The organism is Burkholderia lata (genome assembly GCF_000012945.1).
GTDB classification, from domain to species: domain Bacteria; phylum Pseudomonadota; class Gammaproteobacteria; order Burkholderiales; family Burkholderiaceae; genus Burkholderia; species Burkholderia lata.
Map to the genome: position 1 here is coordinate 151,679 of NC_007509.1, position 12,270 is coordinate 163,948.

Annotated in this window: 9 protein-coding genes; 6 read left to right on the plus strand and 3 right to left on the minus strand. The window is 66.5% G+C overall.

Annotated elements, in window-relative coordinates; translation table 11 throughout:
- Positions 1-369 precede the first annotated feature (369 nt).
- From BCEP18194_RS00635 to BCEP18194_RS00645, 3 genes are all read left to right on the plus strand, one after another.
- Positions 370-1,875, plus strand: coding sequence for an aldehyde dehydrogenase (locus BCEP18194_RS00635; protein ID WP_011349339.1), 1,506 nt, complete (start codon positions 370-372; stop codon positions 1,873-1,875).
- An 81-nt stretch (positions 1,876-1,956) separates the two neighbouring features.
- Positions 1,957-3,348, plus strand: coding sequence for an aspartate aminotransferase family protein (locus BCEP18194_RS00640; protein ID WP_011349340.1), 1,392 nt, complete (start codon positions 1,957-1,959; stop codon positions 3,346-3,348).
- Positions 3,349-3,648: 300 nt separating this feature from the next.
- On the plus strand, positions 3,649-5,058 hold the full coding sequence (locus BCEP18194_RS00645) for a purine-cytosine permease family protein (RefSeq protein WP_011349341.1): 1,410 nt from the start codon (positions 3,649-3,651) through the stop codon (positions 5,056-5,058).
- Positions 5,059-5,070: 12 nt separating this feature from the next.
- Here the strand turns inward: BCEP18194_RS00645 and BCEP18194_RS00650 are convergent, their stop codons facing one another.
- Both BCEP18194_RS00650 and BCEP18194_RS00655 read right to left on the minus strand, forming a co-directional pair.
- Entirely contained in the window at positions 5,071-6,444 is a 1,374-nt protein-coding gene (locus BCEP18194_RS00650; RefSeq protein WP_244272817.1) for an SMI1/KNR4 family protein, read from the minus strand.
- Positions 6,445-6,462: 18 nt separating this feature from the next.
- Positions 6,463-7,482 (minus strand): AraC family transcriptional regulator, encoded by a 1,020-nt coding sequence (locus BCEP18194_RS00655; protein WP_011349343.1) that lies wholly within the window; start codon positions 7,480-7,482, stop codon positions 6,463-6,465.
- Between the two features lie 144 nt (positions 7,483-7,626).
- Here BCEP18194_RS00655 and BCEP18194_RS00660 point away from each other — a divergent pair, with 144 nt between their 5' ends.
- The 3 genes from BCEP18194_RS00660 to BCEP18194_RS00670 are packed head-to-tail and all read left to right on the plus strand — an operon-like array spanning position 7,627 to position 11,293.
- Positions 7,627-9,294, plus strand: a complete 1,668-nt coding sequence (locus BCEP18194_RS00660) for an acyl-CoA synthetase (RefSeq protein ID WP_011349344.1) — start codon at positions 7,627-7,629, stop codon at positions 9,292-9,294.
- 22 nt (positions 9,295-9,316) lie between these two features.
- The gene (locus BCEP18194_RS00665; RefSeq protein WP_011349345.1) at positions 9,317-10,084 is read left to right on the plus strand and encodes a 3-hydroxyacyl-CoA dehydrogenase; all 768 of its coding nucleotides are present in this window, start codon (positions 9,317-9,319) and stop codon (positions 10,082-10,084) included.
- Positions 10,085-10,102: 18 nt separating this feature from the next.
- Positions 10,103-11,293 carry an acetyl-CoA C-acyltransferase gene (locus BCEP18194_RS00670; RefSeq protein ID WP_011349346.1) on the plus strand — a complete coding sequence of 397 codons (1,191 nt, stop codon included), beginning with the start codon at positions 10,103-10,105 and terminating at the stop codon, positions 11,291-11,293.
- Positions 11,294-11,401: 108 nt separating this feature from the next.
- On the opposite strand, the gene BCEP18194_RS00675 is transcribed toward BCEP18194_RS00670, so the two are convergent.
- Positions 11,402-12,094, minus strand: coding sequence for a TetR/AcrR family transcriptional regulator (locus tag BCEP18194_RS00675; RefSeq protein WP_011349347.1), 693 nt, complete (start codon positions 12,092-12,094; stop codon positions 11,402-11,404).
- Positions 12,095-12,270 lie beyond the last annotated feature (176 nt).

Consider the following 12,270-nt stretch of genomic DNA (forward strand, 5'->3'; position numbering starts at 1 on the left):
CGCGCAGGCCGACCAGTATGTGGTCGGACGGGCCGGGGTGCAACGTCGTCCCGGCCTGGTGTCGCAGCGGGAGCCGCCTCGTATCGCGACAGAAGGCCGGTGCGATCGCACGCAAACAAACGGCACCGGGATCGTGACGTGGCAGGAAAACCCACTGCACGACTGCAGGATGAATAGAAATAACCTCTTCAATGAGAAGAAAAAGTGTTCTTTCAAATCTCTTTTTGATGACCGACAGTTTGCCAACCGGACGACTGCGGCGATGCGCGGCGGTCATGGGTGTCGGTCGTGCCCGCTGGCGTCTTTCGTCGGGTCGAGTTCAGGCGGAGAACAACGCACAAACGCCTGGTCGTCAAAACGGAGTCTTGAATGAACCCAACTTCAGCAGAAAATCATCAGCACGCGGACTGGAGACGTCTTGCGGCGCATGTGGTCCCGAGAACGCTCGCACATATCGGCGGCTGCAGCGTGCCGGCCCGAAGCGGCCGGACGTTCGCCGCGATCAACCCGGCGACGGAGGCCGTCATCGCGGAAGTCGCGTCGTGCGATGCGCCGGACGTCGACGACGCGGTACGTGCCGCGCGTCACGCGTTCGAATCCGGCGCCTGGTCGCGCTGCGCGCCGGCAGAGCGCAAGCGTGTGCTTTGCCGGCTTGGCGAACTCATCGCATCGCACGGTGCGGAACTCGCGCTGCTCGACTCGCTCAACATGGGCAAGCGTGTGGCGGATGCGTTCAGTATCGACGTGCCAGCCGCAGGCGGTCTGTTCAGCTGGTACGGCGAAGCGGTAGACAAACTGCATGGCGAAGTCGCGTCGACCGACCCCGGCAACCTCGCGGTCGTCACGCGCGAACCGCTGGGCGTCGTCGGCGCCGTGGTGCCGTGGAATTTCCCGCTCGACATGGTCGCGTGGAAGGTGGCGCCGGCGCTGGCGGCCGGCAACAGCGTCGTGCTGAAGCCGGCGGAACAATCGCCGCTGTCCGCATTGCGTCTCGCGGAACTGGCGCTCGAGGCCGGCCTGCCGCCGGGCGTGCTGAACGTCGTGCCGGGCTATGGCGAGACCGCGGGGCGCGCGCTCGGGCTGCATCCCGACGTGGACGTGCTCGCCTTCACGGGATCGACGGCCGTCGGCAAGAAATTCCTCGAGTACGCCGCGCAGTCGAACATGAAGCAGGTGTGGCTTGAGTGCGGCGGCAAGAGCCCGAACCTGGTCTTCGACGATACGGACGATCTCGACCTGGCCGCACGCAAGGCGTGCTTCGGCATTTTCTTCAACCAGGGCGAGGTGTGTTCCGCCAACTCGAGGCTGCTGGTTCAGCGTTCGATTCACGATGCGTTCGTCGACCGGCTGATTGCGCATGCCGCTGCGTTCATGCCCGGTGATCCGCTCGATCCGTCGAGCGGGATGGGCGCCATCGTCGACGAGCAGCAGCATCGACGCGTGCGCGAGTGGATTGCACGCGGCCGCGATAGCGCAACGCTCGCGATCGGCGGAGGCGCGCCGCGCGTCGACGGCAAGGGTTACTTCATCGAGCCGACGATCTTCATCGACGTGAAGCACGACGACGCCATCGCACGCGAGGAGATCTTCGGGCCGGTGCTGTCGGTGATGGCGTTCGACACCGAGGACGAGGCCGTCCGGCTCGCGAACGACTCGATCTATGGCCTTGCCGCGTCGCTCTGGACCGGCAGCCTGTCGCGCGCGCACCGTGTGTCGGGCCGGTTGCGCGCCGGCACGGTGTCCGTCAACACGGTCGATGCGCTGAGCGCACAGACGCCGTTCGGCGGGTTCCGCCAGTCGGGCTTCGGCCGCGATCTTTCGCTGCATGCGATCGACAAGTACACGGGCCTCAAGACGACCTGGATCAGTTACTGATTCGATGCGGCGGGCCGCAAGCGGTGGCGCCGCGCAACACGACAACGCTTTTCATCCACAAAACGAACCGGAGACTCGCCTATGAATGCGCCCAACTTTCCGCATCGTACGACGCAGGACTATCAACGCAGCGACGCCGCGCATCATCTGCATGCGTTCGTCGACCAGAAGGCGCTGAACGAGGAAGGCGCGCGCGTGATGGTGCGCGGCGAAGGTGTCCATCTATGGGACAACGACGGCAACCGATACCTGGACGGCATGTCCGGGCTGTGGTGTACCAACGTCGGCTATGGGCGGCCAGAGCTGGTCGATGCCGCCGCGCGGCAGATGAAGGAACTGTCCTACTACAACATGTTCTTTCATACGACGCACCCGTCGGTGATCGAACTGTCGGAGCGTCTGTTTGCGCTGCTCGGCAATCGCTTCAGTCATGTGGTGTATACCAATTCGGGATCCGAATCGAATGAGGTGCTGATTCGCACTGTGCGGCGGTTCTGGGACGTGATGGGCAAGCCGGAGAAGAAGGTGCTGATCGGCCGCGTGAACGGCTATCACGGGTCGACGGTGGGCAGCGCGTCGCTGGGCGGCATGGCGTTCATGCATGAAATGGGCGACCTGCCGATTCCGAACATCACGCACGTGGACGAACCGTACTGGTACGCGAACGGCGGCGACCTGAGCCCCGAGGCATTCGGCAAGCAGGCGGCGCTGTCGCTCGAGCGCAAGATCCTCGAGATCGGCGCGGACCGCGTTGCCGCGTTCGTCGCGGAGCCATTCCAGGGGGCGGGCGGGATGATCTTTCCGCCGGATGGCTACTGGCAGGAGATCGAGCGCATCTGTCGTCAGTACGACGTGCTGCTCTGCGCGGACGAAGTGATCGGCGGTTTCGGCCGGACCGGCGAGTGGTTCGCGCACCGCCACTTCGGCTTCGAACCGGACCTGATCTGCGTGGCCAAGGGGCTGACCTCGGGCTACGTGCCGATGGGCGGGCTGATCATGAGCCGGCGCGTCGGCGATGCATTGGTCGACAAGGGCGGCGTTTACGCGCATGGGCTGACCTATTCGGGGCACCCGGTCGCGGCCGCCGTCGCACTGGCCAACCTCGACGTGCTCGAGCGCGAAGGCCTCGTCGAGCGGACGAAGACGGATACCGGGCCCTACCTGCAGAAGGCGCTGCGCGATGCGTTCGGCAGCCATCCGCTCGTCGGCGAGGTCCAGGGCGTGGGCGCGGTCGGCGCGATCCAGTTCGCGAAGAACAAGGCGACGCGCGAGCGCTTTGCGAACGAGGCCGACCTGACCTGGCACAGCCGGACGGTCGGGTTTGAACTCGGCGCGATCGTGCGTTCGACGAACGGCCGACTGATCGTTGCGCCGCCGCTGGTGATCGATCACGCGCAAATCGATGAACTGGTCGACACGATGCGCAAGGCCGTGGATGCCACCGCGCGCGAAGTGCTCGGGATCGACTGCTGACGGGTTGAGCGGCGCGCTTTCGCCCGATGGGAGTCGGGCGGGAGCGCACCGAACCACAGGATCCGATTCGGAGACGAGCCGACTGCGTGCGGCCACCGGAGTGGCAATCCGACAGGTTGAAGATTGGGCTTTGTGGGCGGTGGTCGCGATAAGGCAATGCGTCGCTGACCGCTCATTGATAAGGAATGCAAATGGTGTGGCCGGTTTGTTGAAGCGCGTGTGCTTCGAGTCGGTCACGCATTCCGGGTTACCCGCCAGCCCCTGAATCCACGAACATCACAACAGAAACAAGGAGACGAAATGAGTCAGGGCGAGTCCATTGCTCATCTCGAGGAAAGCACCATCCAGCCGATTCCGCTGACCGAGCGGCACGGCAGCGCGAAGGACCTGTTCACGATCTGGTTCGGGTCGAACATCATGATGCTGACGATCGTCACCGGATCGCTCTCGACCACGGTGTTCAAACAGCCGTTCTGGTGGGCGGCGCTCGCCACGCTTGTCGGCAGCCTGATCGGCGCGGTGTTCATGGCGCTGCATTCCGCGCAGGGGCCGCAGCTTGGCGTGCCGCAGATGATCCAGACCCGCGGGCAGTTCGGGTCGTTCGGCGCGCTGCTCGTGGTCGCGCTGGTCGTCGTGATGTATGTCGGCTTCTTCGCGTCGAACTGCGTGTTCGGCGGGCAGGCACTGCACAGCCTGAGTGCCGACATTCCGCTCGATGCGGGCGTCGTGGTGATCGGCCTGATCAGCCTGCTCGGATCGATCTACGGCTACAAGCTGATCCACGCGTATGCGCGACTGCTGAGCTGGTGCTCGGGCAGCGTGCTCGTGCTGGCGTTCGTGTGGATCATTTTCGTGCACGGATTGCCCGCCGATACGTTCTCGAAGCATTCGCTGAACCTGTCAGGCTTCCTGGGCGCGATGTCGGTCGCCGCGCTGTGGCAGATCGCCTATGCGCCTTACGTGTCGGACTATTCGCGCTACCTGCCGCCCGATACCGGGCCGCGCACGGCGTTCTGGTCGAGTTACTGGGGCTGCGTGCTCGGCTCGTTTTTCCCGATGCTGCTCGGTTGCCTAGTGGGCCTTGCGACGCCCGACGGCAATGTCGTGAGCGGCCTCACGGGCCTTACGCAAGGGATCAGCGTGCTCGTGATCGTCGTGCTGTCGTTCGGCATTGCTGCCAGCAATGCGATGGAACTGTATTGCGGTGCGCTGTCGGCGATTACCGTGCTGCAGACACTCTTTCCGTCGTGGTCGGGCAAGGCGCGTGCGCGGGCGATTACCGCGATCGTTCTGTGCGGCGTCGCGCTCGCGATCGCGCTGTTCGGGCAGAACAATTTCCTCGCCGGTTACACGAACTTCATCCTGCTGCTGCTGTACGTGCTCGTGCCGTGGACCGCGATCAACCTCGTCGACTACTACCTCGTGTGTCACGGCGAGTACGACGTCGATTCGTTCTTCCGGCAGGATGGCGGTATCTACGGACGCTTCAATACGATCGCCGTCGGTTCGTATGTCATCGGCATCGTCGCGCAGGCGCCGTTCATGGCGACCGATCTCTATACGGGAGAACTGGCGAGCCGGCTCGGCGGCGCGGATGTGTCGTGGATCGTCGGGTTGTCGCTGACGTCGCTCGTCTACTACGCGGGGTGCAAGCTGTTCTCGCGACCGCTGCAGGGCGTTGCCGCGAGCGTTGACGGGGTTTCCCGGTGAGTCTGCGGCAGGTTACAGCACGAATGTCCGCAGGCGTTCGGCGTGGGCTTCGAGGCCGTCGAGGCCGAGGTAGTGGCTGAGCTTGCCGGTGCGGACCTCGGCGATGTCGGCAGTGAACTTGCGCAGCAGCGTTGCACTCGCCGTGCGGTAGGCGGCCTCCGTATCAACGCCTTGTGCCGCCAGTGCCGCGCCGATCAGGCGCGCGCTGTCGGCGCCGCCGCCGGCGACACAGCGCGCCATCGCGTCGACATCGGGTTGTGCACCGGCGTCGAGCAGCGCGCGCATCAGCGCGGCCGGTACGTTGCCGGACGCGGACTCCAGCGAATCCGGCGCGACCGGCGCGCCGGATTCGAGCAACGCGGCCGCGGCGGCAAACTTCTTGCGCCGCAGCGCGTAGTCGGTCGGGATCGAGCTGTTGGCGAGCGCCGTGCCGAGATTCGCGACGAGCGGCGCCAGTTGCAGGGTGAGCGCCGTGTCGTCGTGGTCGATCGCGTCTCGCAACGCCTGGCGCGCGAGGGCGGGTTGGGCAGCGAGCGTGCCGGCGGCGAGCGGCGTGCGCCAGTCGATCATGGCCCGGCGATAGAACGCGATCAGCTTGTCTGCCAGTGGTTCGGACAGGCCATGCCCGGCGCGGCGTTCATCGACATACTCAAGAAACGTCATGCCGGTTCCACTGTCGCCGGGTTCCAGCGGATCCGTGTTCAGCTGCAGCGCGCCGAATGCCGCGTACAGGTCCGGCGCAATCGTGGCGAGGCCATCCTCATGCATCGCGCCGCGCCACGCAGGCGGCAGCCCCTGTTTCCACGCGAGCACGTGGCCGCAATCTTTTGCGTCGGGTTCCGTCACGATGTAGATGCGGTCGCAGTACTCGAATCCGCCGAACGGCAATACGTCGAGCTTGCCGCTCCAGGCGCGCGAATCCTCCTCGGCGGCTTCCTCGGCCAGTTCGAGTTCGTGGTCGATCCAGCCCTGCAGGTCGCGGTAGCCGTTGCTGTCGTTGTAGAACAGCTCACCCCAGCTGATCCCTTCGATGTGTCCGTTCATCTCCAGCGTCAGGTCGTAGTCGAGGCTGCCGCCGGCCGTCGTGCGCCACAAATCGAGCAGCGCGGGCGGGATGTCGCCGTGGCAGCGGGCCTGCACGGTCGCGATCTGGTCAGCCGGCATCGGTGGTTGCGCGTCGAAGATCACGCGGTCGGCAAACAGTACGATGCCGTGCGCGCGCAGGTCGGCCAGTTCAGCGTCGGAAAAGTGGGTTGCTTGCATCGGAGCGGGAGCGGTAGTGGTGGGTCGGATGTTGCCGTCGCTCATGGATTGCGAACGGCAGTCGATAGATCGCATCCTAGCAGCGTCACGTGAGCGCTTCTGTGTCGGCTGGGCATTCAGCATTGACGACGGCCTGCCGCATCATCCGCTCGCCACCCCCGGTTCCCCCTCCGCCGCATGCACATCCCGCCGGAACGCACCAGGACTCGTGCCCGTCCATTTCCGGAACGCGCGATGAAACGCGCTCGGCTCGGTAAACCCGAGCTCGGCCGCGATCTCCGCCACGCTGAGCGCATCCCCGCGCAACAGCGACTGCGCCAGCGCGCCGCGCAGCTCGTCCTTGATCGCCGCGAAGCTTTGCCCTTCGCTGCGCAGACGCCGCCGCAGCGTCGCGGGCGTCGTGCCGAGGCGCACGGCCAGCGTGTCGAAGTCGGGCCACTCCGCCGCCGGTAGCGTTTTCAGTTGCGCGCGCGTCTTCGCGACCCAGCCCGTGTCGTGCCGGTAGCGAACCAGCAGGTTGCCGGGCGCGCCGCGCAGGAAAGTCTTCAACGCCTGCTCGGAGCGGATCGTCGGCAGCGCAAGGTACGCGGCGTTGAACGCGAGCCGGCTGTCGGGCCGGTCGAAATGCACGGGCACGCCGAAGAACTGGTGATAGTCGCTGCGCTGGTCGGGGCTCGGGCACGCGAAGTCGATGCGCTGGAGCGGGATGCGCCGGCCGATCAGCCAGCACGCGACGCCGAGGAGGATCAGCCAGAACGTCCGGTACGCGAACGCCGGGTAGGGCGCGCCCGTCTGCGTCAGCACGATCTGCGCCTGCCCGTCGGCCACGACAAGCTCGCCATGCGGCTCGTCCAGCACCACGCGCAGGAACTGCAGCGCGCGCCGCAGCGCCTTCTCGAGCGTGCCGGCGTGCAGCACCGCATGGCACAGCAGCGTGAAGCTGCCATGCCGCATCGGGCGTGCGGCGAGGCCGAAGAACTCGTCGTCGAGCGCACCGGCGATCGCGAGCCACAGCCGGCCGTACTGCTGCGGCGTGACAGGCTCGCGCACGGCGGCCGGCAGGCCGGCGGTGCGTAGCACGGGCTCCGTCGGAAGCCCTTGCCGGCGCAGGCACGCGAGCGCGTCGTCGACGAAATCCGGCGAAATCATCTGCGGCCCCATTTTCCTGCGTCCTCCCGACATGGCAAAAGCGATCACGATTCTAGATTCTGTTTGTCATTGATTGCAATGTGCGGGCTGTCTACTATCGAACTATCCCCGTCGCGCCCCTGGCTCGCCGGCGGGCATAACGCACAGGAGACACGCATGTCTGATGGAGCTACCGCCCAAGCGGTGCCGGCCTACGCCGACGCCGTGGCCCGGTTCAGTATCGAGACCGCCGCGCAGCAACTGCACGGCGACCTGGAGCGCAGCCTGAACGCGTGCGTGGAATGCTGCGACCGGCACGCATCGGCGGACGCGGTCGCGCTCGACTGGATCGACGCCGGCGGGCAGCACCACCGCTACACGTTTGCGCAGATGAAGGCGCTGTCGGCACGCGTCGCGAACCTGCTGGTCGCGCAGGGCGTGAAGCCGGGCGACGTGGTGGCGGGCCTGTTGCCGCGCACGCCGGAACTCGTCGCGACGATCCTCGGCACGTGGCGCGCGGGCGCCGTCTACCAGCCGCTGTTCACCGCGTTCGGCCCGAAAGCGATCGAGCACCGGCTGCGCATGAGCGACGCGCGCCTGGTCGTGACCAACGTCGCGAATCGCGCGAAGCTCGACGAGATCGCCGGTTGCCCGAGCGTTGCGACGGTGCGCGAGCCGGGCGAGACGCTGCCGGAACGCGACATCGATTTCCGCGTGGCGCTCGACGCGCAGCCCGACACGTTCGAACCGGTGCTGCGCAAGGGCACGGACCTGTTCATGATGATGTCGACGTCGGGCACGACGGGTTTGCCGAAAGGCGTGCCGGTGCCGCTGCGCGCGCTGCTCGCATTCGGTGCGTACATGCGCGAGGCGGTGGACCTGCGTGCCGGCGACCGGTTCTGGAACATCGCCGATCCGGGCTGGGCGTACGGCCTCTATTACGCGATCACGGGCCCGCTGCTGCTGGGCCACGCGACGACGCTCTACGAAGGCGGTTTCACGGTCGACAGCACGTACGACGTGATCGAACGGCTCGGGATCACGAGCCTCGCCGGTTCGCCGACGGCCTACCGGATGCTGATGGCGGCCGGGACGGAAGCGGCGGCGCGGCTGAAGGGCAAGCTGCGCGTGGTCAGCAGCGCGGGCGAACCGCTGAATCCGGAAGTCGTGCGCTGGTTCGACGCGGCGCTCGGCGCGCCGATCTACGATCACTACGGCCAGACCGAACTCGGGATGGTCGTGAACAATCACCACGGCCTCGCACATGCGGTCCACGCCGGTTCCGCGGGCTTCGCGATGCCGGGCTACCGCGTCGCGGTGCTCGACGACGCGAGCCGCGAGCTCGGTCCGGGCGAGCCCGGCAACCTGGCGATCGATATCGCGCGCTCGCCGCTGCTGTGGTTCCACGGCTACTGGCAGCAGGACACGCCGGCGATCGCGGGCGGCTATTACAGGACCGGCGACAACGTCGAACTGGAACCGGACGGCACCGTGAGCTTCATCGGCCGCGCGGACGACGTGATCACGTCGTCGGGCTACCGGATCGGCCCGTTCGACGTGGAAAGCGCGCTGATCGAGCATCCGGCCGTGAGCGAGGCTGCCGTCATCGGCGTGCCCGATGCGGAGCGCACGGAGATCGTCAAGGCGTTCGTCGTGCTGTCGAAAGACTACGAAGGCACGCCGGCACTGGCCGAAGAACTGAGCCTGCATGTGAAGCGGCGGCTGTCCGCCCACGCCTATCCGCGCGCGATCGACTTCGTCGACGCGCTGCCGAAAACCCCGAGCGGCAAGATCCAGCGCTTCGTGTTGCGCAAGATGGAAGCCGAGAAGGTCGCTCAACCCTGAACACAACCTGTACGGATTGCGAATGGATATCAAGGATCGTGTTTTTCTGATTACGGGCGCCGGTTCGGGCCTCGGCGCCGCGGTGGCGCGCATGGTGGTCGCGGAAGGCGGCAAGGCCGTACTGCTGGACGTCAACGAAGAGGCCGGTGCCGGCCTCGCGCACGAACTCGGTGCGGCCGCACGCTTCGTGAAGACCGACGTGACGAGCGAAGCCGACGGCCAGGCGGCCGTCGCCGCCGCGCGTGACGCGTTTGGCCGCATCGACGCGCTCGTCAACTGCGCGGGCGTCGCGCCGGGCGAGAAGGTGGTGGGCCGCGAGGGTCCGCATTCGCTGGACCGCTTCGCACGTGCGGTGTCGATCAACCTGGTCGGCACGTTCAACATGATCCGGCTGGCCGCCGAAGCGATGTCGAAGCAGGACGCCAATGCGGAAGGCGAGCGCGGCGTGATCGTCAACACCGCGTCGGTCGCGGCGTTCGACGGGCAGATCGGGCAGGCCGCGTATGCGGCGTCGAAGAGCGGCGTGGTGGGCATGACGCTGCCGATCGCGCGCGAGCTCGCGCGGTTCGGTATTCGCGTGGTGACGGTCGCACCGGGCATCTTCGCGACGCCGATGATGGCCGGCATGCCGCAGGACGTGCAGGACGCGCTCGGCAAGAGCGTGCCGTTCCCGCCGCGGCTCGGCCGCCCGGAAGAATTTGCGGCGCTGGTGCGCCACATCGCCGAGAACACGATGCTGAACGGCGAAGTCATCCGTCTCGATGGCGCGTTGCGCATGGCACCGCGCTGACACTGGAGGAAGCGAATCATGACGACTCAGGATCCGATCGTAATCGTTGGTATGGCGCGTACGCCGATGGGTGGTTTTCAGGGCGACCTGGCGGCCGCCAGCGCGAGCGACCTTGGCGCGGTAGCGATTCGCGCGGCGCTCGAGCGCGCGAACGTGCCGGCCGAACGCATCGATGAAATCGTGTTCGGCTGCGTGCTGCCGGCGGGCCAGGGCCAGGCGCCGGCGCGGCAGGCCGCGCTGAAGGCCGGGCTGCCACTCGCGGCGGGCGCGACCACGGTCAACAAGATGTGCGGCTCGGGGATGAAGGCCGCAATGTTCGCGCACGACCTGCTGCTGGCGGACTCGGCCGGTGTCGCCGTCGCGGGCGGGATGGAGAGCATGACGAATGCGCCGTACCTGCTGCCGAAGGCGCGCGCGGGGATGCGCATGGGTCACGGGCAGGTGCTCGATCACATGTTCCTCGACGGGCTCGAGGACGCGTACGAGAAGGGCCGTCTGATGGGCACGTTCGCCGAGGATTGCGCGCAGGCGTACCAGTTCACGCGCGAGGCTCAGGATGCGTTCGCGATCGCATCGCTGACGCGTGCGCAGCGTGCGATCGCCGACGGGCATTTCGTGTCGGAAATCGCACCGGTGACCGTGAAGGCCGGCAAGAGCGAAACCGTCGTGTCGATCGACGAGCAGCCGGGCAACGCGAAGCTCGACAAGATTCCGACGCTGAAGCCGGCCTTCCGCGAAGGCGGCACGGTGACGGCCGCGAACGCGTCGTCGATCTCGGACGGCGCGGCCGCGCTCGTGATGATGCGCCGCTCGGAAGCCGAGCGCCTCGGCCTCACGCCGAAGGCCGTGATCGTCGGGCATTCGACCTACGCGGACAAGCCGGGCCTGTTCGCGACCGCGCCGATCGGCGCGCTGCGCAAGCTGTCGGAGAAAACCGGCTGGAACCTGCGCGACGTCGACCTGTTCGAGATCAACGAAGCATTCGCCGTGGTGCCGATGGCAGCGATGCGCGATCTCGACCTGCCGCACGAGAAGGTCAACGTGCATGGCGGCGCGTGCGCGCTCGGCCATCCGATCGGTGCATCGGGCGCGCGCGTGATGGTGACGCTGCTGGCCGCGCTTGAAACGTATGGGATGAAGCGCGGCGTCGCGTCGCTGTGCATCGGCGGTGGCGAGGCGACGGCGATCGCGATCGAGCGCATCGTCTAACGCACGACGTGTAACGCATCGCCCGTACGCTGCGATGCGGGCAACGGGTATCGCACGGGAAACACCTGTGCGATACCCGTTTTGCTTTTCGCGGATCGCGTTGTCGCGCTAATCCTTCGCGTGCGGCGACACCGCCCCGCACGCACGAATCACGAGTTGCACGACCTGTTCGGTCTTCTCGTCGAACGCCTTCTGCGTGAACGTGCGCTTGCCGCTCAGCGCGCGGATCTGCGCATCGAAATCCGCGTAGTGCTGCGTGGTGGCCCAGATCAGGTACATCAGCGCATGCGCGTCGATTGGCGCAAGCAGGCCGCGCGCGATCCAGCCGTCGATGACCTTCACGCGTGTATCGAACCACGGCTTCACGCGTTCCGACAGGATGTCCTGCATGTGCTCCGCACCGTGGATGATCTCGTTGGCCCAGACCTTCGAGCCGAGCGGACGCCGCCGCGACAGCGCCATCTTCGCGCGCACGTAGGCACCGATCGCTTCGACGGGATCGTCGTCGGCCTCGAACGAACCGGCCGCGCGATGCCAGTCCTCGAACAGGTCGTCGAGCACGCGGCGGTACAACGCAAGCTTCGTCGGGAAGTAGTAATGCAGGTTGGCTTTCGGCAGGCCGGCGCGCTCCGCGATCATCGCGGTGCTCGCGCCGTCGAGCCCGCGTTCCGCGAACACGGCCTCCGCACAGGCGAGCAGATGCGCTTCGTTGGACTCGCGGATGTGCGCCTTGCGTCGCCGCAAAGGCGCGGGCGTTTCGTCGCTGTCGGTGACTTCGGTTGCCGCCTCGTCATGTCTCATCGTTGCCCTCGCGCGGCGGGCGTGCCGCGTTGGGCTTCATTCTAGCCGCTGATTCGCATCGAACGCACGCGTACTGATATCGCGCATTCATCGCCATGCTGCGTTGCGGTGGCACGTTTCTCGCTCCATTCGCTCACGCAAGAAAGAGATTGATTTGGTGATTTTGATCGTCTAAA

Bases quoted from the DNA above. Each gene is read 5' to 3' on its own strand.
- BCEP18194_RS00635 (WP_011349339.1), top strand. From the start codon at position 370: ATGAACCCAACTTCAGCAGAAAATCATCAGCACGCGGACTGGAGACGT.
- BCEP18194_RS00640 (WP_011349340.1), top strand. From the start codon at position 1,957: ATGAATGCGCCCAACTTTCCGCATCGTACGACGCAGGACTATCAACGC.
- BCEP18194_RS00645 (WP_011349341.1), top strand. From the start codon at position 3,649: ATGAGTCAGGGCGAGTCCATTGCTCATCTCGAGGAAAGCACCATCCAG.
- BCEP18194_RS00650 (WP_244272817.1), bottom strand. From the start codon at position 6,444: ATGCTGAATGCCCAGCCGACACAGAAGCGCTCACGTGACGCTGCTAGG.
- BCEP18194_RS00655 (WP_011349343.1), bottom strand. From the start codon at position 7,482: ATGGGGCCGCAGATGATTTCGCCGGATTTCGTCGACGACGCGCTCGCG.
- BCEP18194_RS00660 (WP_011349344.1), top strand. From the start codon at position 7,627: ATGTCTGATGGAGCTACCGCCCAAGCGGTGCCGGCCTACGCCGACGCC.
- BCEP18194_RS00665 (WP_011349345.1), top strand. From the start codon at position 9,317: ATGGATATCAAGGATCGTGTTTTTCTGATTACGGGCGCCGGTTCGGGC.
- BCEP18194_RS00670 (WP_011349346.1), top strand. From the start codon at position 10,103: ATGACGACTCAGGATCCGATCGTAATCGTTGGTATGGCGCGTACGCCG.
- BCEP18194_RS00675 (WP_011349347.1), bottom strand. From the start codon at position 12,094: ATGAGACATGACGAGGCGGCAACCGAAGTCACCGACAGCGACGAAACG.